Source organism: Mycobacterium sp. SMC-21, from assembly GCF_045310825.1.
Taxonomy (GTDB): Bacteria; Actinomycetota; Actinomycetes; order Mycobacteriales; family Mycobacteriaceae; genus Mycobacterium.
Genome location: NZ_JBJIAO010000051.1, coordinates 1 through 21,801, shown reverse-complemented (window position 1 = coordinate 21,801; position 21,801 = coordinate 1). Strand labels below are relative to the sequence as shown.

At 67.6% G+C, this 21,801-nt stretch carries 20 protein-coding genes; 12 read left to right on the top strand and 8 right to left on the bottom strand.

The features are described from left to right. Window positions 1–69: 69 nt before the first annotated feature. Complete coding sequence (gene glgB / locus ACJH6H_RS27385) at window positions 70–2,244, bottom strand: 1,4-alpha-glucan branching protein GlgB (protein WP_406776198.1); 2,175 nt, start codon at window positions 2,242–2,244, stop codon at window positions 70–72. Continuing rightward, the gene (locus tag ACJH6H_RS27380) at window positions 2,241–4,307 is read right to left on the bottom strand and encodes an alpha-1,4-glucan--maltose-1-phosphate maltosyltransferase (protein ID WP_212812482.1); all 2,067 of its coding nucleotides are present in this window, start codon (window positions 4,305–4,307) and stop codon (window positions 2,241–2,243) included. Before ACJH6H_RS27380 ends, glgB begins: the two co-directional genes overlap by 4 nt. A 149-nt stretch (window positions 4,308–4,456) precedes the next feature. Here ACJH6H_RS27380 and glgP point away from each other — a divergent pair, with 149 nt between their 5' ends. Both glgP and ACJH6H_RS27370 read left to right on the top strand, forming a co-directional pair. Then, window positions 4,457–7,075 (top strand): alpha-glucan family phosphorylase, encoded by a 2,619-nt coding sequence (gene glgP, locus ACJH6H_RS27375; protein ID WP_406776197.1) that lies wholly within the window; start codon window positions 4,457–4,459, stop codon window positions 7,073–7,075. After that, window positions 7,072–7,917, top strand: a complete 846-nt coding sequence (locus ACJH6H_RS27370; protein WP_406776196.1) for a virginiamycin B lyase — start codon at window positions 7,072–7,074, stop codon at window positions 7,915–7,917. Before glgP ends, ACJH6H_RS27370 begins: the two co-directional genes overlap by 4 nt. Here ACJH6H_RS27370 and ACJH6H_RS27365 read toward each other — a convergent pair. Continuing rightward, window positions 7,914–9,128 (bottom strand): FAD-dependent oxidoreductase, encoded by a 1,215-nt coding sequence (locus ACJH6H_RS27365; protein ID WP_406776195.1) that lies wholly within the window; start codon window positions 9,126–9,128, stop codon window positions 7,914–7,916. The two genes, ACJH6H_RS27370 and ACJH6H_RS27365, sit on opposite strands and share 4 nt — an antisense overlap. A 102-nt stretch (window positions 9,129–9,230) precedes the next feature. Here ACJH6H_RS27365 and ACJH6H_RS27360 point away from each other — a divergent pair, with 102 nt between their 5' ends. After that, on the top strand, window positions 9,231–9,677 hold the full coding sequence (locus tag ACJH6H_RS27360) for a MarR family transcriptional regulator (RefSeq protein ID WP_406776194.1): 447 nt from the start codon (window positions 9,231–9,233) through the stop codon (window positions 9,675–9,677). 244 nt (window positions 9,678–9,921) lie between these two features. Here ACJH6H_RS27360 and ACJH6H_RS27355 read toward each other — a convergent pair whose 3' ends face one another. Then, window positions 9,922–11,904 (bottom strand): ATP-dependent DNA helicase, encoded by a 1,983-nt coding sequence (locus ACJH6H_RS27355; protein WP_406776193.1) that lies wholly within the window; start codon window positions 11,902–11,904, stop codon window positions 9,922–9,924. Then, the gene (locus ACJH6H_RS27350) at window positions 11,901–13,178 is read right to left on the bottom strand and encodes a nicotinate phosphoribosyltransferase (protein WP_406776192.1); all 1,278 of its coding nucleotides are present in this window, start codon (window positions 13,176–13,178) and stop codon (window positions 11,901–11,903) included. The genes ACJH6H_RS27355 and ACJH6H_RS27350 overlap by 4 nt, the downstream gene beginning before the upstream one ends. Window positions 13,179–13,231: 53 nt before the next feature. On the opposite strand from ACJH6H_RS27350, the gene clpS reads away from it, so the two are divergent. The 8 genes from clpS to ACJH6H_RS27310 all read left to right on the top strand — a co-directional run bounded on the left by clpS (window position 13,232) and on the right by ACJH6H_RS27310 (window position 19,215). Then, entirely contained in the window at window positions 13,232–13,531 is a 300-nt protein-coding gene (clpS, locus tag ACJH6H_RS27345; protein ID WP_212812475.1) for an ATP-dependent Clp protease adapter ClpS, read from the top strand. Between the two features lie 3 nt (window positions 13,532–13,534). Continuing rightward, window positions 13,535–14,116, top strand: coding sequence for a DUF2017 domain-containing protein (locus ACJH6H_RS27340; RefSeq protein ID WP_318987106.1), 582 nt, complete (start codon window positions 13,535–13,537; stop codon window positions 14,114–14,116). Further along, a complete protein-coding gene (locus ACJH6H_RS27335) occupies window positions 14,113–15,132 on the top strand; it encodes a P1 family peptidase (protein WP_318987107.1) in 1,020 nt (339 codons plus the stop codon). The genes ACJH6H_RS27340 and ACJH6H_RS27335 overlap by 4 nt, the downstream gene beginning before the upstream one ends. A gap of 57 nt (window positions 15,133–15,189) precedes the next feature. Then, complete coding sequence (locus ACJH6H_RS27330) at window positions 15,190–15,849, top strand: rhomboid family intramembrane serine protease (RefSeq protein WP_318987108.1); 660 nt, start codon at window positions 15,190–15,192, stop codon at window positions 15,847–15,849. Between the two features lie 138 nt (window positions 15,850–15,987). Further along, window positions 15,988–16,755, top strand: coding sequence for a cyclic nucleotide-degrading phosphodiesterase (locus ACJH6H_RS27325; RefSeq protein WP_318987109.1), 768 nt, complete (start codon window positions 15,988–15,990; stop codon window positions 16,753–16,755). A gap of 39 nt (window positions 16,756–16,794) precedes the next feature. Beyond that, window positions 16,795–17,577 (top strand): ribonuclease PH, encoded by a 783-nt coding sequence (gene rph, locus ACJH6H_RS27320; protein ID WP_029105438.1) that lies wholly within the window; start codon window positions 16,795–16,797, stop codon window positions 17,575–17,577. Then, window positions 17,567–18,175, top strand: a complete 609-nt coding sequence (gene rdgB / locus ACJH6H_RS27315) for an RdgB/HAM1 family non-canonical purine NTP pyrophosphatase (RefSeq protein WP_406776191.1) — start codon at window positions 17,567–17,569, stop codon at window positions 18,173–18,175. Before rph ends, rdgB begins: the two co-directional genes overlap by 11 nt. 149 nt (window positions 18,176–18,324) lie before the next feature. Continuing rightward, window positions 18,325–19,215: a hypothetical protein gene (locus ACJH6H_RS27310; RefSeq protein WP_318987111.1), complete on the top strand. Its 891-nt coding sequence runs from the start codon at window positions 18,325–18,327 to the stop codon at window positions 19,213–19,215. A 78-nt stretch (window positions 19,216–19,293) separates the two neighbouring features. Here the strand turns inward: ACJH6H_RS27310 and ACJH6H_RS27305 are convergent, their stop codons facing one another. After that, window positions 19,294–19,899: a TetR/AcrR family transcriptional regulator gene (locus ACJH6H_RS27305; protein ID WP_406776190.1), complete on the bottom strand. Its 606-nt coding sequence runs from the start codon at window positions 19,897–19,899 to the stop codon at window positions 19,294–19,296. A gap of 55 nt (window positions 19,900–19,954) precedes the next feature. Here ACJH6H_RS27305 and ACJH6H_RS27300 point away from each other — a divergent pair, with 55 nt between their 5' ends. Continuing rightward, the gene (locus ACJH6H_RS27300) at window positions 19,955–20,842 is read left to right on the top strand and encodes a haloalkane dehalogenase (protein WP_061007270.1); all 888 of its coding nucleotides are present in this window, start codon (window positions 19,955–19,957) and stop codon (window positions 20,840–20,842) included. Window positions 20,843–20,845: 3 nt separating this feature from the next. Here the strand turns inward: ACJH6H_RS27300 and ACJH6H_RS27295 are convergent, their stop codons facing one another. Both ACJH6H_RS27295 and ACJH6H_RS27290 read right to left on the bottom strand, forming a co-directional pair. After that, entirely contained in the window at window positions 20,846–21,184 is a 339-nt protein-coding gene (locus tag ACJH6H_RS27295) for a DUF3817 domain-containing protein (RefSeq protein ID WP_061007269.1), read from the bottom strand. After that, the gene (locus tag ACJH6H_RS27290; RefSeq protein ID WP_061007268.1) at window positions 21,181–21,552 is read right to left on the bottom strand and encodes a hypothetical protein; all 372 of its coding nucleotides are present in this window, start codon (window positions 21,550–21,552) and stop codon (window positions 21,181–21,183) included. The genes ACJH6H_RS27295 and ACJH6H_RS27290 overlap by 4 nt, the downstream gene beginning before the upstream one ends. Between the last annotated feature and the right edge of the window lie 249 nt (window positions 21,553–21,801).

Sequence of the window (21,801 nt, the reverse complement as noted above, 5' to 3'; positions counted from 1 at the left end):
CGCGAGCAGACGTAAAACTGTCGATTTCGCCCACAAATCGACAGTTTTACGTCTCCTCGCGGAGGGAACTCAGGCGGGTTTGAGCCAGAGCGCCGACAGCGGCGGTAGAACCAGGACGGCGGAGGCGGGACGGCCGTGCCAGGGCTCGTCGGTGGCCTCGACCGCGCCCATGTTGCCCGCGCCGGCGCCGTGATAGACGGTCGCGTCAGTGTTCAGCAGCTCCTGCCACGTCCCGGCGTGCGGCAGGCCCAGCCGGTACTGCGAGTGCTCGCTGCCGGAGAAGTTGAAGACGCACGCGATCGCCGACCCGTCGTCACCGAACCGCAGGAAGCTCAGCACGTTGTTGTTGGAGTCGTTGGCATCGATCCAGGAGTAGCCCTCGGGGCTGCTGTCGCGGGACCACAGCGCGCGGTTGTCTCGGTAGATGCCGTTGATGTCCCGCACCAACTGCTGCACACCGGTGGAGAAGCTGTGCTCGCCGAGCTGGAACCAGTCGAGCCCGCGTTCCTCGGACCATTCGGCGCGCTGGCCGAATTCCTGTCCCATGAACAGCAATTGCTTGCCCGGGTGCGCCCACTGGTAGGCCAGCAGCTGACGGAGGCCGGCCGCCTTGGCGTGGTCGCCGCCGGGCATCCGGGTCCACAGTGTGCCCTTGCCGTGCACGACTTCGTCGTGACTGATCGGTAGGACGTAGTGCTCGCTGTAGGCGTACAGCATCGAGAACGTCATCTCGTGGTGGTGGTAGCTGCGGTGCACCGGGTCGTGGCTGATGTAGTCCAGGGTGTCGTTCATCCACCCCATGTTCCACTTCATCGAGAAGCCAAGGCCGCCAAGGTTTGTCGGGCGGGTGACGCCAGGCCACGAGGTGGATTCCTCGGCGATGGTGACGATGCCGGGGACCAGCTTGTGGACGGTGGCGTTCATCTCCTGCAGGAACTGCACCGCCTCCAGGTTCTCCCGGCCGCCGTAGATGTTGGGAGTCCAACCGCCTTCGGGACGCGAGTAGTCCAGGTACAGCATGGAGGCGACGGCGTCGACGCGGAGACCGTCGACGTGGAACTCCTCGAGCCAGTACAGCGCGTTGGCGACCAGGAAGTTGCGGACCTCGTTGCGGCCGAAGTCGAAAACGTAGGTGCCCCAGTCGAGTTGCTCGCCACGGCGGGGGTCGGCGTGTTCGTACAGCGGGGTGCCGTCGAAACGGCCCAGCGCCCACGAGTCCTTGGGGAAGTGCGCCGGCACCCAGTCGACGATGACGCCGATGCCGGCCTGGTGCAGCGTATCGACCAGATAGCGGAAGTCGTCGGGAGTGCCGAGCCGTGACGTCGGCGCGTAGTACGACGTCACCTGATATCCCCAGGACCCGCCGAACGGGTGCTCGGCCACGGGGAGCAGCTCGACGTGTGTGAAGCCTTGCGCCACCACGTATTCGGTGAGCTCGACGGCCAGTTCGCGGTAACTCAGCCCCGGGCGCCAGGACATCAGGTGCACCTCGTAGGTGCTCATGGGCTCGAAGATCGGATTGAGCTCGGCCCGGGCCGCCATCCAGGCGTCGTCCTGCCAGACATGGGAGCTGACAAAGGTTTTCGACGCGGTGAGCGGCGGCACCTCGGTGCTGAAGGCCATCGGGTCGGCGCGATCACTGACGGCGCCGTTGCCGCCGTGGATCCGGAACTTGTAGAGGCTGCCGACTTCGAATCCGGGCCAGAACAGCTCCCAGACCCCGGACGAGCCCAGTGCCCGCATCGGGGCCTCGCTGCCATCCCAATGGTTGAAGTCGCCGATCAGGTTGACGCCCTTGGCGTTCGGCGCCCATACCGCGAACGAGAAGCCCTCCACTACGCCGTCGGGTGTCTTGAACGAACGAGGCTGTGCGCCAAGGATTTCCCACAGCCGCTCGTGCCGGCCCTCGGCCAGCAGGTGCAGGTCCATGTCGCCGAGCGTCGGCAGGAAGCGGTACGGGTCGGCCGTCGTGTGCACGACGTCGCCGGAGTACTCGACCTCGAACCGGTAGTCGGCCAGGTTGTTGAACGGCACCTCGACCGCGAACAGGCCGCCCTCGATGGCTTCCATCGGGTAGCGCTTCTTGCCGATCAGCGCCGTGACCCCCGTGGCGTGCGGCCGCAGCGCCCGGATGACCGTGCTCTTGCCGTACTCGTGCGCGCCCAGGATGGAATGCGGATCGTGGTGCTCGCCGGCCAGCAGCCGGGCCACGTCGGCGGCGGGTGGACGGAGATGGCTCGTCACGGTTGTCTCCGCAGGAGAGTCAGCCGCTTGTCGTACGGGATTTGCGGCATGTTCAGTATGTGCGCTACCGCTTTGCCCGGGTCCAGTCGCACGTAATTTGCTGCGCCCCATTGATATTCCTCACCGGTGATCTCGTCTCGTACCCAGAACCGGTCGTGGTCCTCCATGCCGAGGGCACCCATGTCCAGCCAGAGCGTTGCCTGCTCGGGACCGAATGGGTTCAGCGTCAGCACCACGAGGACGGTGTCGCCGGTAACGGGGTCGAACTTGCTGTATGCCAACAACGCCTCGTTGTCGACGTGATGGAACTTGATGGTCCGTAATTGGCTCAGTGCCGGATGCACGCGCCGAATCTCGTTGAGCCGCGTCAGCAGCGGCTCCAGGGACCGGCCGCCGGCCAGCGCCGCCTCGAAGTCCCGTGGCCGCAGCTGGTACTTCTCGGAGTCCAGGTACTCCTCGCTGCCCTCACGCACGGCCTGGTGCTCGAACAGCTCGTAGCCGGAGTAGACGCCCCACGACGAACTCAGCGTGGCCGCCAGCACCGCGCGGATCGCGAACATCCCCGGGCCACCATGCTGCAGGCTGGCATGCAGGATGTCGGGGGTGTTGACGAACAGGTTGGGCCGGTAGAAGTCGGCGTACTTGGCGATCTCCTGGCCGAACTCGGTGATCTCCCACTTGGCGGTGCGCCATGTGAAGTACGTATACGACTGCGTGAAGCCCAGTTTCGCGAGTCCGTAGAGCCGCGCCGGGCGGGTGAATGCCTCCGACAGGAACAGTACGTCCGGATCGATGTTCTTGGCCTGGCCGATGAGCCAGGCCCAGAAGTTCGCGGGCTTGGTGTGCGGGTTGTCGACCCGGAAGATCTTGACGCCGTGCGACATCCAGAACTTGACGACGCGCAGCACCTCGTCATAGAGGCCCGCCGGGTCGTTGTCGAAGTTCAGCGGATAGATGTCCTGGTACTTCTTCGGCGGATTCTCGGCGTACGCGATGGTGCCGTCGGGCAACACGGTGAACCACTCGGGATGGTCCTTGGCCCACGGGTGATCCGGCGCGCATTGCAGCGCCAGGTCGAGCGCCACCTCGAGCCCGTTTTCGCGGGCCGCGGCGACCATGTCGTCGAACTCGTCGATGGTGCCAAGGTCCGGGTGCACCGCGTCGTGCCCGCCCTCGTCACTGCCGATGGCCCACGGGGAGCCGACGTCGCCGGGCGCGGCGGTCACGTTGTTGTTCGGGCCCTTGCGGTGCACCTTGCCGATCGGGTGGACCGGGGGCAGGTACAGGACGTCGAAACCCATTGCGGCAACGCGCGGGATGGCCTTCGCGGTTGTGGAGAACGTGCCGTGCACCGGCTTGCCGTCGGCATCCCAGCCGCCGGTGGACCGGGGGAAGAGCTCGTACCAGGCGCTGAACCGGGCCCGGGGCCTGTCGACCCAGATGCCGTATTGCTCTCCGCGCGTGACCAATTCGCGCAACGGGTACTTGCGCAGCAGGTCTGTCACGTCCGGCGCCAGCGCCGCGCCGGCACGGATGTACGGGTCGCCCGGTTCCCGGAGCCGCCGCGCGGCGGCGAGCAGCGGGGCGCGGTCGTCCTGGGGGACGGCCGTGGCGGCGCGCTCCAGCAGGCCCGCGCCGACCAACAGGTCGTTCGACAGCTCGGCCTCGCTCTGGCCGGCGTCGAGTTTGGCGGTGATGGCGTGCCGCCAGGTCGCGATGGGGTCGCCCCAGCCGTCGACGCGGTACGTCCACAGCCCGACGCTGTCCGGCGTGAACTGACCGTGGAAGACGTCGGGCGTGAAGCCCGGGGCCATGGGCAGCCGGGTCGGCTTGACCTTGGCCCGCGGCGGGGCGGGCGTCGGCGTCGCACCCGGTGGGGTTTCGGCGAGCTGCGGGTAGAGAGGGCCGTGGTAGCGCACCACCAGCGTTGCGGCGACAGCGTCGTGGCCTTCGCGCCACACGGTCGCGCTGATCGGAACCACTTCGCCGACCACGGCCTTGGCGGGGTATCGGCCTGCGGACACCACTGGTGCGACGTCGTCGATCTCGATCCGACCGGCCACCAAATCACTCCTTACCCGGGACTACGGGATTACCCATACCCACCGTAGTAGTCCGTGACACTTGAAGGGCAGTGACCAGTTGGATGGGCAGTTGGGCTGTCACCGAACTGACCCTGCACGTGGAAAAAATGTCAGTAAGGTTGGCTCGTGTGAAAGCCCTTCGCCGGTTCACCGTCCGTGCCCACCTGCCCGAACGTCTCGCCGCCCTCGAGCGGCTGTCCATCAACCTGCGCTGGTCCTGGCACACGCCGACTCAGGAGCTGTTCGCGGAGATCGACCCGGTGCTGTGGGAACAGGTCGGCGCCGACCCGGTGGCGTTGCTGGGGGCGGTCAGTCCCGCGCGTCTGGACGAACTGGCGGCAGACGACGACTTCGTCGGTCGGGTGAATCACCGGGCCGCGGATCTGGACAGCTATCTGACCCGGCCGCTGTGGTACCAGGAGCAGGCCGACCTCGCTGAGGATGGCGGCCCCGCGATGCCGAAGGGCATCGCGTACTTCTCCATGGAGTTCGGCGTGGCCGAGGTGCTGCCGAACTACTCGGGCGGTCTGGGCATCCTCGCCGGCGACCACCTCAAGTCGGCGTCGGATCTCGGCCTGCCGCTCATCGCGGTGGGGCTGTACTACCGGTCCGGCTACTTCAAGCAGTCACTGACGGCCGACGGCTGGCAGAACGAGAACTACCCGTCGTTCGATCCGCAGGGCCTGCCGCTGCGGCTGCTGACCGGGGCCGACGGCCAGCCGGTGCTGGTGTCGCTGAACCTGCCGGAATCGCAGGTGCTGCGGGCCCGCGTGTGGATCGCGCAGGTGGGGCGAGTTCCGTTGCTGCTGCTCGATTCCGACATCCCGGAGAACGAGCACGAGCTGCGTTCGGTGACCGACCGCCTGTACGGCGGCGACCAGGAACACCGGATCAAGCAGGAGCTGCTCGCCGGCATCGGCGGCATCCGCGCGATCCGGGCGTTCACCGAGATCGAGGGCATCGAGGCGCCCGAGGTCTACCACATGAACGAAGGCCACGCGGGTTTCCTTGGGGTGGAACGCATTCGGGAATACATCAGCGGGTCGGGGCTGGATTTCGAGACCGCGCTGGCGGTGGTCCGGTCGTCGACGGTGTTCACCACGCACACCCCGGTGCCGGCCGGTATCGACCGGTTCCCGGTGGAGATGGTCCGACGCTACTTCGACGACACCGTCGCATCGCCGCTGCTGCCCGAGGTGCCGTTGTACCGGGTGGTCGCGTTCGGCGCCGAGGACGACCCGGACAAATTCAACATGGCGCACATGGGCTTACGGCTCGCCCAGCGGGCCAACGGGGTCTCGCTGCTGCACGGCCGGGTCAGCCGCGTCATGTTCAACGAACTGTGGCCCGGCTTCGACCAGGCCGAGGTACCGATCGGCTCCATCACGAACGGCGTGCATGCGCCCACCTGGGCCGCGCCGCAATGGCTCGAATTGGGCCGCGAGTTGGTCGGCGTAGAGGGCATGACGGCCGTCGACCAGGCCGCCGGGGAGCCCCAGCTGTGGCAGCGGTTGCACGACGTCGATCCCGGTCACCTGTGGTGGATCCGGTCCCAGCTGCGCGAGCTGCTCATCGCCGATGTGCGGGCCCGGCTGCGGCGGTCATGGCTCGAACGCGGTGCCACCGAGGCCGAACTGGGCTGGATCGCAAAGGCTTTCGATCCTTCGGTGCTGACCATCGGCTTCGCCCGCCGAGTGCCGACCTACAAGCGGCTGACGTTGATGTTGCGTGACCCGGAGCGGCTGGAACAGCTGCTGCTCGATGAGCAGCGGCCGGTGCAGTTGATCGTCGCCGGTAAGTCGCATCCGGCCGACGACGGCGGCAAGGCGCTGATCCAGCAGGTGGTGAAGTTCGCCGACCGGCCCGAGGTTCGGCACCGCATCGCCTTCCTGCCCGACTACGACATGTCGATGGCACGGCTGCTGTACTGGGGTTGCGATGTGTGGCTCAACAACCCGCTACGTCCGTTGGAGGCGTGTGGCACGTCGGGCATGAAGAGCGCGCTCAACGGCGGGCTGAACCTGTCGATTCGCGACGGCTGGTGGGATGAGTGGTATGACGGCGAAAACGGTTGGGAAATCCCGACTGCCGACGGCGTCACCGATGAGGCTCGTCGCGACGACCTGGAGGCCGCGGCGCTGTACGACCTGATGCAGAACTCGGTGGCGCCGAAGTTCTACGAGCGCAACGAGCACGGCGTCCCGACGCGGTGGGTCGAGATGGTGCGGCACACGCTGCAGTCGCTGGGGCCGAAGGTGCTGGCGTCGCGCATGGTGCGCGACTACACCGAGAAGTACTACGGCCCTGCGGCACAGTCGTTCCGACGCACGGTAGAGCCGATCGACGGTGTGCCGTTCGGCGCGGCCCGCTCGCTGGCGGCCTATCGCCAGCGGGTGACCGAGGCCTGGCCGAAGATTCAGATCACCGAGGTGGACAGCTATGGTCTGCCGGATACGCCACTGCTGGGTTCCGAGTTGTCGTTGACCGCCACCGTCCAGCTGGCCGGGTTGCGCACCGATGAGGTTGTGGTGCAGGCCGTTCTGGGTCGTGTCGACGCCGGTGACCAGTTGGTGGAGCCGGTGACCGTGCCGATGGCGCACACGGGTTCCGGTGAGGGCGGCGTCGAGGTGTTCTCGGCGACCATCCCGCTGCCGGTGGCGGGGCCCGTCGGATACACCGTTCGAGTGTTGCCGCACAACGCATTACTGGCCGCCGACAACGAGCTCGGGCTGGTCACGCTGGCGTGAGCGCACTGACTGTTGCGGTCGATGGCGGACCGTACGCGCTGGCGGCCGGCCCGGATGGCGCGATGTGGGTGACGTTGGTGTCAGCGGGTGCGGTGGCCCGGATCGATGCCCGGGGAGAGGTGCGGCGGTTCGACGTCGGCACCGACAGTCGGCCGATGCAGATCTGCGCGGGACCCGACGGAGCCGTGTGGTTCACGTGCTCGGGCACTGACCGGCTGGGCCGGATCACCGGTGACGGAGCTCTGTCGTTCGTCGAGTTGGACACGGGCAGTGCGCCGTTCGGCATCACCGTCGGGCCCGACGACGCGGTGTGGTTCACCGCGATGGACGCGGGGACCGTCGGCCGGGTGGACGCCGACGGCACGGTCGAGGTGGTAGCCGCGCCCGGCGGGATGCCGTCGATGATCACCGCAGGTGGTGACGGCGCGCTGTGGTTCACGTTGAATCAGAAATCCGCGATCGGCCGAGTGACGGTTGCCGGCAAGCTCTCGACACGGCCCACGCCGACACCCTCGGCAGGGCCCGTCGGCATCTGCGCGACCCACGATGATGCGGTGTGGTTCACCGCAAGCGGAGCGGACAAGCTGGGCCGCATCCCGCTGAACGACGCCATCCAGGAGCTGGATCTGCCGGGCAAGCCGCACGCGGTGGTCGCCGATGTCTCTGACGGGGTGTGGGCGAGCCTGTGGGGCGCCGACGCGATCGCGCGGGTCAGCGCCGACGGCGAGGTCGCCACGTTCGACCTGCCGCCCGGCAGCGAGCCGCACGGGTTGGCCGTCGATCGTGATGGCGCGCTGTGGGTGGCGCTGGAGTCCGGTTTCGTGGTGCGGCTGCCCGTCTAAGCGAGTGCTCGCGCGATGGTCCTGTCGAACTCGATGTGGTGCCCCTGAAGCCACATCATCGAGCGGCCACCGTCTTTCGCCGCCTGCCGGAACATCACCGGCAGGATCAGGTCACGTAGGAACCGCCCCACCGGGCCCGCGGCCTTGCTGTTGGCCGAGCGGTGCCCGTGACGGACGATCTTCTCGACCCGGCGCCGGCGCAGCGACTCGAACGTCGTGAATGCCGTTGGGATATCAGGGCAATCGCGCAGGCACTGCGCGAGAATCACGGCGTCCTCGACGGACATCGACGCGCCCTGCCCGGCCGATGGTGCGGTGGCGTGGGCGGCGTCGCCGATGATGATCTGGTTGCGGTGGTTGTGCCAGCGTTTCACCACCGGCAGGTCGTACGTGGCCCACCCCACCATCGGCCCGGGCGCGGCGTCGACGATGTCGTGCGCCGGCCCGACATCGCCGGACATCAACTGGTGCAGCCAGTTTCGCCAGTCGGCGTCGGTCATGTCGGACAATGCGCCTCGTTCCGGCTCGCGGGCCATTGGGGGATTGGCGAACCAGACGGTGCCGCCGTCCGGGGTGGGAAACCAGGCGAAGAAGCACCGCGTGCCGAACTGCATCCGGAATTCCCGCGGCGGGACGTCGACGGTGAAGCCGGGGATGTAGCCGCCGACATTGAGCACCGGCACGTAGCGGGGCGCCCGCGCCGCCGGATCGATGGTGCGGCGAACCGTGGAGTGGATGCCGTCGCATCCGATGAGCAGATCACCGGTGGCGCTGCTGCCGTCGGCGAATCGAGCCTCGACGCGGCCGTCGGAAACCGTTGTCGCGGAGACGAACTCCTTGCCGTAGCTGTATCGGGCGCCGCGTGCCGCGGCCAGGGTGTTGAGTTCGCGGTACAGGTCGGCGCGGCGCATCATGACCGACAGTTGCCCGTCCGGGCGCTGGGCGGCCATCGGGATGCGGCCCAGTTGCTTGCCGGTGCCGGTGAGGAAGCTGATGGTGTCGTTCGGGTAGCCCAGGTTCTCGAGCGGGCCGGCCGCATCGACGGCACGCAGCGCGTCCATGCCATTGGCCTGAAAGTTCAGCCAGGCACCGCGCAGGTCGGCGCCGGAGGGGGAGCGTTCGTAGACGTGGGCGTCGATGCCCACCCGTTGCAGTGCGATGGCCAGCACCGGCCCGGCGACTCCGGCGCCGATGATGAGTGCTTCGGTCATGCGTCTTCCTCGGTTGGTGCCCAGATGTCTTGACAATCAGATAGCTTGATTGTCAAGCAATAGAATGAAAGGTGGATCGCTCGATTGTCAAGCGAAAATCCGGTGGCCGACCGGTTGGGCGCGGCGGTGCAGGGCTACCAGGCTGCGGTCGACGACTTCGACCGCGAGGTCGCGCGCCTGCTCGGCATCAACGCAACAGACGCGCGGTGCCTGGAGATTCTGATCCAGGAAGCCGCTGGTGTGACCCCGCGCGAGCTGGCCGACCGGTTGGGCCTCACAACCGGCAGTGCCACGACGATGCTCGACCGACTGGAGAAGGTCGGCTACGTCACGCGCTCCGCGCACCCCAGCGATCGGCGCAAACTCCTGGTCCACGCCACCGCCACCGCGCGGGCGCGGGCCTTCGAGCTGATCGGCCCGCTCGTGGACGACGGCCGGCGGACTCTGCTGAGCCGCTACAGTGGCGCGCAGCTCGAGTTGATCACCGAATTCCTCACGCGGGCAGCGGAATTGCAGCGCGAGCACGTCATGCGGTTGCGGGGGACGTGAGGCTGGGCGTCGGGATTCGAGCTCGGGCGTGTCGGCGCTGTCTGGGACATGTCGCGCCTGGACCCGTCAGCATGTGCTGACAGTGTCACCACACGCTGACGATGTCAGCCAATGCTGACAGGTCCAGGCGCGACATGGTGCGGAGAGAGGTCCCGCGGACGGAAGTGGTTCGACCGTAAGCCGGGGCTCGTTGACCGTGTCCGCGTCAGCCGCGGCTCGACGCCAGCGTCGGAGGGGAACCCCGTCAGCTCGACGCGGCCAACCGCTCCAGTGCGCTGCGCACCCGGACCGGGTCGGTGGTCGACCAGTACGGCGGCAGCGATGACTGCAGGAACCCGCCGTAGCGGGCCGTCGCCATCCGGGAGTCCAGGATGGCGATGACGCCGCGGTCGTTGACGCTACGCAGCAACCGTCCGGCACCCTGCGCCAACAACAGCGCCGCGTGCGATGCCGCCACGGCCATGAATCCGTTGCCGCCGCGGGCTGCGATGGCCCGCTGCCGCGCGGTCAGCAGTGGATCGTCGGGGCGGGGGAACGGAATTCGGTCGATGATCACCAGGGACAGCGACGGTCCCGGCACGTCGACGCCCTGCCACAACGACAGCGTGCCGAACAACGAGGTTTCGGCGTCGTCGGTGAAGCGGCGGACCAGGGTTGACGTCGAGTCGTCGCCCTGGCAGAGCACGGGGGTGTCGAGGCGCTCGCGCATGATCTCGGCGGCGGCCTTGGCGGCCCGCATCGACGAGAACAGTCCGAGGGTGCGGCCGCCGGCGGCGGTGATCAGTTCGTAGATCTCGTCGAGTTGTTCCTGTGGAGCGGCGTCGCGGCCCGGCGGCGGCAGGTGCTTGGCGACGTAGAGAATGCCCGACTTGGCATGGGAGAAGGGCGATCCCACGTCCATGCCCTTCCACTTCGGTGGCGTCGCGGTACTGTCCTCGGGCACCGACAGGCCCCACGCCCGGGCCATCGACTCGAAGCGTCCACCGATGGTGAGCGTCGCGGACGTCAGCACCGCGGTCACTTCACCGAACAACCGGCCGCGCAGCAGCCCCGCCACCGACAACGGAGCCACGCGCAGGATGTATCGCACTGAGCCCCTGGACTCGTCGCGATCCAGCCATACCACGTCGTAGCGGTCGGGTATGGCCGGCACAAACGAATCGATGATGCGCGACGCGGTATCGCTCAGATCGGTCAAGGCGGTGACAGCCTCGCTGCGCGCGGCCGCCGCGGTGGGATCGGACGGCGCCGTGTCGATCGCCATCTTCACCTTGTCGGTCGCGTCGCGGACCACCGTCAGGTAGGTGGCCAGCTCGTCGTCGAGCACGTCGATGCGGCCCGGTTCCATGTCGTGGATGGCCGAACCCAAGGTGGCGATGGCGGCCTCGAGGCGTTCTGCCAGTTCGGGTTCCACCAACCGGGCGGCCCGCCGGTGCGCCACGGCCATGGACGTGGCGGACAGCTCGCCGGTGGCCACGCTGGTCACGCGGTCCACCAGTTCGTGGGCCTCGTCGACCACCAGCAGCTGGTGCTCGGGCAGGACGTTGACCTCGGAGATGGCGTCGATGGCCAGCAGCGCGTGGTTGGTGACGATGACGTCGACCGCCCCGGCCTTCGCGCGGGCCTTCTCGGCGAAACAGTCTGTGCCGTAAGGGCACCGGGTGGCGCCGATGCATTCGCGCGCGCCGACGCTGACCTGTGACCAGGCCCGGTCCAGCACGCCCGGCACCACCTCGTCGCGGTCACCGCTCTCGGTGTCCGACGACCACTCGATGAGTCGCTTGACGTCGCGGCCCAATGCCGACGCGGCGACGGGGTTGAACAGTTCCTCCTGGGGGAGCTCCTCCTCGACGGAGGCGCCGCTGTGAACCTTGTTGAGGCACAGGTAATTTCCGCGGCCTTTGAGCAACGCGAACTCGGGACGGCGGGGCAGGTGCGGCGCCAGGGCATCGGCCAGGCGGGGCAGGTCGCGGTCTACCAACTGGCGTTGCAGCGCGATGGTCGCCGTCGACACCACCACCGGCTGATTCGACGCCACGGCGTGCGCGATCGACGGGACCAGGTACGCCAACGACTTTCCGGTACCAGTCCCGGCCTGGACGGCCAGGTGCTCGCCCTTGTCGAAGGCGTTGCCGACGGCCTTGGCCATCTCGATCTGGCCGCTGCGTTCGGCGCCGCCGAGTGCGGATACCGCGATGGACAGCAGCGCGGCAACGTCGGTCGTCACGCGCCCACCAGTCGGGTCGGGATGGCGGGCTCACCGGCGGAGAGCTTGAGTCCGTCCCACGGCAGGCTGTGCAGGCCGGCGGCGACGCGCGCGCGGGCGTCGTCCAGCGACGAGTCGTACACGACCGAACCCGACCGGACCAGCGGCACCGTCAGCACCCGGCCGTCCTCCGTGGGAACCGCGTCGGCGGGGTGCACCACTTCCTCGACGATGGTTCCGGACTCCTTCGCCAGCCGCAGGGCCGCCTTGCGGCCGCCGTGAGATTCCTTGTGGCTGCTGCGTTTTGCCACGGGCATGCCATCGACCTCGACCAGCTTGTAGACCATCGATGCGGTCGGCGCGCCGGATCCCGTGACCACCGACGTACCCACGCCGTAGACATCGACGGGTGCGGCGGCCAGGCCGGCGATCGAGTACTCGTCGAGGTCGCCGGACACCACGATGCGGGTCTTGGTGGCGCCCAAGCCGTCGAGCTGGTCGCGCACCTGGCGGGCCATGACGCCCAGGTCGCCGGAGTCGATGCGCACCGCGCCGAGCTCGGGCCCGGCCACGGCGACGGCGTTGGCCACACCCTGGGTGATGTCGTAGGTGTCCACCAGCAGCGTGGTCCCGACGCCCAGGGCGTCGACCTGGGCGCGGAACGAGGCAACCTCGTCGGGGCCGCTCGTCGCGGTGTGCACGAGGGTGAAGGCGTGCGCGCTGGTGCCCCGCGCGGGGACACCGTAGGTCCGCTGTGCCTCCAGGTTCGACGACGCGAAGAACCCGGCGATGTACGCGGCCCGCGCGGCCGCGACGGCCGCCTGCTCGTGCGTGCGCCGCGAGCCCATCTCGATGAGTGGCCGGCCGCTCGAGGCGCTGACCATGCGGGCCGCGGCCGAGGCGATCGCGGTGTCGTGATTGAAGATCGACAGCACCAAGGTCTCGAGGATCACGCACTCGGCGAACGTGCCGTGGATCGACAGCACGGGAGAATCGGGAAAGTACAGCTCACCTTCGGGGTAGCCGTCGATGTCGCCGCGGAACTCATAGTCGGCCAGCCAGCGCAGCGTCTCGGCATCCAGGAAGTCCAGTGACGCCAGCGCGGCGTCGTCGAACCGGAAGTCGGCGAGGGCCGAGAGGAACCGCGCGGTCCCGGCGACCACGCCGTAACGGCGCCCGAAGGGCAGCCGCCTGGCAAACACTTCGAACGACGCGCGGCGATGCGCGGTGCCGTCGCGCAGGGCGGCAGCGAGCATGGTGAGCTCGTATTTGTCGGTCAGCAACGCGGCGGTCACAGACCTCACCGTACTGGTTCTGCGAGCGGCAACCACCCGGCTATTCTGGGCTCATGGTTCTGGGTGCCCCGGTCGCGCGGACGAGCCCGGCGACTGATGTCGAAGAGGTGGCCGGCCTGGACAGTCCGTGGGTGACCATCGTCTGGGACGACCCGGTGAATTTGATGACCTACGTGACGTACGTCTTCCAGAAGCTGTTCGGTTACAGCGAGGTGCGTGCCACCGAGTTGATGATGCAGGTGCACACCGAGGGCAAGGCCGTCGTCTCGGCGGGCAGCCGGGAGTCGATGGAGGTCGACGTCACCAAACTGCACGCAGCCGGACTGTGGGCAACCATGCAGCAGGACCACTGAGCGGTGCGCAAGTGGAAGCGGGTCAACACGTCGTCGGGCGTGCGTATCAAGTCGGGTCTGGAAGCGCACGAGGTCACGATGTTGCGCAACCTGGTCGGCTCGCTGATCGAGATGCTCGACGATCGCGAATCCTCTTCACCGCGTGACGAACTCGCCGAGCTGACGGGCATGAAGATCGGGCCGTCGCAGGCGCCCGACGACGACACCATGCGCCGGCTGCTGCCGGACTTCTACCACGATCCCGCCAAGCACCCGGACGGCCGCGCTGCCGGTGAGAGCCTCAACGGTGCACTGCGCAGCCTGCACGAGCCCACCATCGTCGACGCCAAACGGCAAGCTGCCCAACGGCTTCTGGATTCCCTGCCGGACCCAGCCGGAAAATTCGAGCTCACCGAGGAGCAGGCCGAGGCCTGGGCGGCCGCGATCAACGATGTCCGTCTGGCTCTCGGCGCCATGCTGGACATCGGACCCGATGGGCCACAACGGCTTTCGCCGGACCATCCGATGGCGGGGCATCTGGAGGTGTACCAGTGGCTGACGTATCTGCAGGAGTACCTGGTGCTGAGCCTGCTGGACGAGCGGTGACAGGCTCCATCACCGACGTCGTCGGCATCCTCGTCGGCAATCACGACCGCATCGAAGACGCCACCCTGGGCGGCGGCTGGGCCACCGGCACCACCGTCGTCCTCGCTCCGCCAGGGACCATCGGGGCGGTCGACGTGCGTGGGGGAGCGCCCGGCACCCGCGAGACCGACCTGCTCGACCCGTCCAACAGCGTGCAGCACGTCGACGCGATCGTCCTCACCGGCGGCAGCGCCTTCGGGCTCGCCGCCGCCGACGGCGTCATGACGTGGCTCGAGGAGCACGACCGCGGGGTGAAGATGCCCGGCGGTCGGGTGCCCATCGTGCCAGGGGCGGTGATCTTCGATCTGCCCGTCGGCGCGTGGGCGAAACGGCCGACGGCGGAGTTCGGCTACGCAGCCGTCGCCAACGCCGGCACCGACGTGCGCACCGGCAACGCGGGCGCGGGCGCGGGTGCACGGGCCGGGGCGCTCAAGGGTGGTCTCGGCACGGCGTCGGTGACGCTCGACAACGGCGTCACCGTCGGCGCGCTCGTCATCGTCAATGCGGCGGGCCACGTCGTCGACCCGCAGACCGGCCTGCCCTGGGCGGCCGACCAGATCGCGCGTTTCGGGCTACAGCCTCCGCCGTCCGACCAGATCGAGGCGTACCGCATCCGCGTGAAGGACCCGAAGCCGCTCAACACGACCATCGCCGTCGTCGCGACCGACGCCGCCCTCAGCCCGGCCGGATGCAAGAAGGTGGCCGTCGCCGCGCACAACGGCCTCGCCCACACCATCCGTCCGGCGCACACCGCCGTCGACGGTGACACCGTCTTCGCGCTCGCGACCGGGCGGGTCCGCATCGAGCCGGACCCCGCGACGCCGGAACAGATGAACCCGGAGACGCGACTCATCTCCGAGATCGGGGCGGCCGCCGCCGACGCGCTCGCGACCGCCGTGATGGTCGGCGTGCTGGCCGCCGAGTCGATCGCCGATATCCCGACCTACCGCGGCCTGCTGCCGGGAGCCTTCGGATAAGGCGCCGCGCCGGTAACCTGGCTCTATGACGCCAGCGAGTAGCGGAGCGGAGCGCGCATGACGTACGACCTGTCGCCCACGTCGTCGAAGCCGAAGCCGCCTGCGCCGTGGAAGGTCGGCGGCGTCACGATCATCAGCTTCGTCGCGCTGCTGTGGCTCATCGAGGGCTGGGACGCGCTGCACAACCAGGAGCTGAATCAGGACGGCATCCGGCCGCTGGAGACCGACGGGCTCTGGGGCATCTTGTGGGCGCCGCTGCTGCACGCCGACTGGGCGCACCTGATCGCGAACACCGGCCCGGCTCTGGTGCTCGGGTTCCTGGTGACGCTTGCGGGCATGGGCCGCTTCCTCGGGGCGACGCTGATCATCTGGATTCTCGGTGGCTTCGGCACCTGGCTGATCGGCAACATCGGTGCGCCGCGCGGTGTGGAGTCCGTCCACATCGGGGCGTCCGGGCTGATTTTCGGATGGCTGACGTTCCTCATCGTGTTCGGGTTCTTCACGCGGCACGCGTGGCAGATCGTCGTCGGCATCATCGTGTTGTTCGTGTACGGGGGTGTGCTGTGGGGCGCGCTGCCGGGGACATTCGGCGTGTCGTGGCAGGGCCATCTGTGCGGTGGCATCGCGGGCGTGTTCGCCGCGTATTTGCTGAGCAGTCCGGAAAGGGAAGCGCGCGAACGGCGTAAGGGTTCAGCTCTGCCGTCGATTCCGACGTAATTTGCTGAATTTCGAATTCGCCGCACGCGGTGTTGCCGGAAGCGTGACCGGTATCGCTTTCGGGACCAATCGAGAAACTGGCCGCCCAATGGTGCCGTCTTTTCGTCGCAGGACGTGTTGACGTGGCAAGCTAGGGGTGTGCGCCTCACCATTCTCGGTTGCTCCGGCAGCGTGGGTGGGCCGGATTCTCCGGCCTCGGGCTATCTGCTGACCGCTCCGGACACCACGCCGATGGTTATCGACTTCGGTGGGGGCGTACTCGGCGCACTGCAGCGTCATGCTGATCCGGGCGCCGTAAATATATTGCTGTCACATCTGCATGCCGACCATTGTCTGGACTTGCCGGGGCTGTTCGTCTGGCGTCGGTATCACCCGAATCCTCCGGTTGGCCGCGCGCTGATGTTCGGCCCGGCGGCCACCTGGCACCGGCTGGGTGCGGCGTCGTCGCCCGAGGGCGGCGAGATCGACGACATCACCGACATCTTCGACATTCAGGTCTGGGTCGACGGCCAGGACGTGGAGATCGGCTCGCTGACCGTGACGCCGCGACTGGTGTGCCACCCGACCGAGTCCTATGGCATGCGCTTCACCGATCCGTCCGGCGCGACGCTCGTCTACTCCGCCGACACTGGCTACTGCGACGCGTTGATCGACCTGGCCCGTGGCGCCGACGTGTTCCTGTGCGAGGCGTCGTGGACCGACTCGCCGGACCGTCCGCCGAAGCTGCACCTGTCCGGCACCGAGGCCGGGCGTGCGGCCCGCGAGGCCGGCGTCAAAGAGCTGCTGCTGACGCATATCCCGCCGTGGACGTCCCGCGAGGACGTCATCAGCGAGGCCAAAGCCGAGTTCGACGGACCCGTGCACGCCGTGGTGTGCAACGAGTCGTTCGACATCACCAGCCGGTAAGCCGCCGCCGCGCTGACGGCGGCCCGCTAGGGTTGTCGGGTGTCCAGACGAGAAGACGGTCGCCTTGACGACGAACTCCGCCCGGTAAAGATCACCCGAGGATTCACCAAGCACCCGGCAGGGTCGGTATTGGTGGAGTTCGGCGAGACGCGGGTCATGTGCACCGCTTCGGTATCCGAAGGTGTGCCGCGCTGGCGCAAGGGTTCCGGGCTGGGCTGGCTGACCGCCGAATACGCGATGCTGCCGGCCGCCACGCATGACCGCTCCGACCGCGAGTCGGTGAAGGGTCGCGTCGGCGGACGGACCCAGGAGATCAGCCGATTGATCGGCCGCTCGCTGCGCGCGTGCATCGACCTCAGCGCCCTCGGCGAGAACACCATCGCCATCGACTGCGACGTGCTGCAGGCCGACGGCGGTACCCGCACTGCAGCGATCACCGGCGCCTACGTGGCGCTGGCTGACGCCGTCACCTATCTGGCCGCCGCCGGACGACTGAAGGATCCGCGCCCGCTGTCGTGTGCCATCGCAGCCGTGTCGGTCGGCGTGGTCGACGGCCGGGTCCGCACGGACCTGCCCTACACGGAGGACTCGCGCGCCGAGGTCGACATGAACGTCGTCGCCACCGACACCGGAACCCTGGTCGAGGTGCAGGGCACCGGCGAAGGTGCGACGTTCCCGCGGTCGACGCTGGACAAGCTTCTCGATGCCGCGCTGGCGGCGTGCGACCAGTTGTTCGCGCTGCAGCGTGAGGCGCTGGAGTTGCCGTACCCGGGTGTGCTGCCGGAGTCGACAGCGCCGGCCAAGAAGGCGTTTGGTGCCTGAGCTCCTCGTCGCTTCGCGCAACGCGAAGAAGCTTGTGGAGTTGCGACGGGTGCTGGACGCCGCAGGCATCACGGGTCTGAACTTGTTGTCGTTGGACGATGTGCCGGCGTTCCCCGAGGCACCCGAAACCGGCGCGACGTTTGAAGAGAACGCGTTGGCTAAGGCTCGTGATGGCTTTGCGGCCACTGGAATCCCTTGTGTCGCAGACGATTCCGGGGTTTCGGTCGACGCGCTGAACGGCATGCCCGGGGTGTTGTCGGCCCGGTGGGCCGGGCGGCACGGGGATGACGCGGCGAACCTGACGCTGTTGTTGGGCCAGATTCAGGACGTGCCGGACGAGCGTCGCGGTGCCGCGTTTGTGTCGTGCTGCGCGCTGGTGTCGTCGTCGGGTTCTGTGGTGGTGCGGGGCGAATGGCCGGGCACCATCGCGCGTGAGCCGCGGGGTTCGGGTGGTTTCGGTTATGACCCGATCTTCGTGCCCGCCGGTGGTTCGGTGTCGGCGGCGGAGCTGACGCCGGCGGAGAAGGATGCGGCGTCACACCGCGGACGGGCGCTGGCGCAGCTGGTGCCGGCGCTGCGGGAGTTGGCTGGTTCCTGAGGGCGCGTTGTCGCACGAAGTCGCCGAGACCAACTGAATGGCGATTGGCGAGCCCGATTTCCGCCATCCGGTTGGTTTCGCCGGAGTTATCCACAGGCTCAGCTCGCTCGTAATGGCGAGAGCTGCGCGCGGCTGCGCACACTGCACCGGTGGGGGAGCCATTCATAGGGAGTGAGGCGTTGTCGGCAGGACGCCTGACCCGGCATCAGTTGCGGACGAACTTTGTCGCCGTGCACAAGGACGTCTACGTGCCGAGAGGCACGAGGCCGACCGCGATCATGCGCGCGAAAGCGGCGTGGCTGCGGTCGAAGCGCCGGGGTGTGCTCGGTGGCTACTCCGCTGCGGCTTTTCATGGCGCGCGGTTTATCGGCGCGGATTGCCCTGCGCACATTTTCGACCGGTATAGCCGCCCCGCGCGGGGCGTTGTGGTCTGGGAGGACGACCTCGACAATGGCGACATATGCCAGATCGGTGAGATGCGTCTGACGACCGCATCGCGCACCGCGGTCGATCTGGCGCGCAGACTTCCGGAGGATCCAGCTGTCGCGGCGATTGATTCCTTGGCGCGGGCCGCCAGGCTGTCGGTTGCCGCCATTGCGGCAGCAGCGGAGCGCCACAAAGGCAAGCGGGGGATAGTGCAGGCGCGCAAAACCGTAGCCCTCGTTGACCCGAAGGCGCAGTCGCCGCAAGAAACGTTGTTGCGGTTGTTGATCATTCGGGCCGGATTCCCGAAACCGGAGAGCCAGTATCCGGTGTGCAACGAGTACGGCTCCTTGATCGGCGTTGTCGACTTCGCATGGCCGGATTTGATGATCGCCGTCGAGTACGAGGGTAGGCATCACATGGATCCCGAGCAGGTTCGCAAGGACATCGCGCGGGTCGAGGAGATGGTCGAAATGGATTGGCTCGTCATCCGGGTGACGTCGCGCGACCCTGCGGGCGTGGTGCTGCGACGTATCGCCCGTGCACGTGCAGCGCGGGGAGTGGCGGACGACGTCGATCTGCGTTTCAATGGCGCGTTGTGGGGCCAGGCGTCGTGACAAAGTTGCCGAGACCAACTGCGCGGCGATCATCGAGCCCATTTTCCGCCACTCAGTTGGTCTCGACGGTAGCCAGCGTCAGAGATTGCTCGGCTCGGTCAGATAGCCGTCGATGAAGCCATGCAGTGCGGGAGCGAGGTGCGCGACGCCGGCGTCGTTCAGCTTCGCCAGCAGGATGATGCCCTGATACTGCGCGAGTAGTGCGTGCGCGAGCTGCTGTGGATCGGTGCCGGGGCGCAGCGCTCCGGCCGCTGAGGCCTCGGTGGCGATGACCGCCATATGGTGTTCCATCGTCTTGAGGGTGTGGGCCAGGTGCTCGCGCAGATCGTCGTCGGTGGTGGACAGTTCCGCGGCGAAATTACCGAAGGGGCAGCCCACGGCGCGGCCGAATTGGGCTTCGAGCGCCGACTGGATGGCGCCGATGGCGTCCGGGATGGCATGCAGCTTGTCGGCCGGTGTCGCGGCGGGGGAGCCGGTCAGCTGGCGTTGAAATGCCTTGGCGTGTAAGTCGACAACGGCTTTGGCGAGCTCCGATTTCGACGGAAAGTAGTGATAGAAGCTGCCCTTTTTGATGTCGGTCGCGCGGCAGAGTTCGTCGACGCCGACGGCTTGGTAGCTGCGTTCGAGGAACAGCCGTGCGGCGGTGGCGACCAAGCGGTCGCGGGCGTCGGAACTTCGGGGCATCTGTGGATCGTAATTACTAGTTGACCGGTCGGTCAACTAGTGGTAAGTTGACGACATGACTACCGCTGAGGTCTTCCGTACGCCCGACGAACGCTTCGCGAATCTGCCGAGCTACGACTTCGCCCCCAACTACGTCGACGTCGACGGGCTGCGCATGCACTACCTCGATGAGGGGCCCCGCGACGGCAAGCCCATCGTCTGCTTCCACGGCGAGCCGACGTGGGCGTACCTGTACCGCAAGATGATCGACCCCTTCATTGAGGCCGGGCACCGGGTGATCGTCCCCGACTACGCGGGCTTCGGCCGCTCGGACAAACCGACCGACCGGCGGTGGTACAGCTATGACCGGCACGTCGAGTTGGTGACCCAGGTGCTGGGCGAGCTCGGCTTGCAGGACGCCACCGTTGTCGTGCAGGACTGGGGCGGACCGATCGGCTTGCGCTGGGCGGTAGAGAACGCGGATCAGGTTGGCGCCCTGGCGATTTTCAACACCGGGCTGTTCACGGGTCGGGTGTCGAAGGGCTTCATGGCGTGGCGTGCGTTCGCGGAGGCCAACCCCGACCTGCCCGTCGGCTTCGTGATTCAAGGCGCGACGACGACCGACCTGCCGCCTGAGGTCGTCGCTGCCTACGACGCGCCGTTCCCGACCGTCGAGTCGAAGGCCGGCGCCGCGCAGTTCCCGCTCCTGGTGCCGATCGCGGAGGACGCGGCGGGTGCGACGGAGATGAAGGCCGTGACCGATGCGCTGTCCCGCTGGGAGAAGCCGGCGCTGGTGGCGTTCTCCGACCAGGACCCGGTGTTCCCGTATCCGCGCGCGGGCGAGGCGTTCGTCGACCTGCTTCCGACGGTCGACGAGCAGGTGCGGATCGAAGGGGCGTCGCACTTCCTCCAGGAGGATCGCGGCGAGCAGTTGGCCGTCGAGGTGCTCAAGCACCTGGGCTGACGGTCAGAGGTCGAAGCGCTTCTTCACATCTTCGGTGCGGAAGTGCTCGACGATGATGCCGATCAGCGGGACGGTGCCGGCGAACAGGACGCCGATGGTCTGCCCGAGCGGCCAGCGGACCTTGACCGCAAGGTTGAACGTGCAGAGCAGGTAGGCGAAGTACACCCAGCCGTGGACGATGCCGATCCAGTTCAGGCTGGCGTCGTTGAAGATGTAGTGCGCGACCAGCTCGTAGCAGAGGGCGATGAGCCAGAGACCGGTCGCCCACGCCATCACGCGGTAGGCGGTCAATGCCTTGCGGATGGTGTCTTTCGACAGGGTGGTCGGCTGCGACTCGGTCATGTGGTGGTCCTGTCCTGTTTGTCGTTCTCGGCCAGTTCGGCGAGGTAGGCGTTGTATTCGTTGAGGGTGGGGTCCGCGGTGTCTTTGGCGGCCTTGGGGCGCTCGGGGAGCAGGCCCTCGGGGATTTCGGTGGGCTCATTGGTGGCCGGCGCTACGGGGCCTTGATCTTCGTAGCGGACGAACTTGTAGTAGCCGTAGAAGCAGAAGGCACCGAACATCGGCCACTGCAGGGCGTAGCCCAGGTTCTGGAAGGTGCCGGCGCTCGACTGGAAGCGCGACCACTGCCACCAGGCCAGGGCCATGCAGCCCAGGGCAGCGACGGTCACCAGCACGATGAGCGCTGGCCTCCTACGCCGTGTAGTGGACATATGGCAACGGTACCGCGCGCGGGTTTGGGTTTGCGATTCGTGCCTGCTAGGACGCCGGACGTTCGACGCATGGCCGCGGCACAGGGCGCGACTTGGGCCCGATGAACTCGCCGGGGTTGCGCATCGGCCCTCCATCAAGCGTTGGGATCAACGTATGACGACGGTCCGACAAGAGCAATGATCAGAACCTGTGGATGAGCCTCGGCGAGGCGGCGTAGGAAAGGGCGCACCTTCCCGAGGATGATCTGA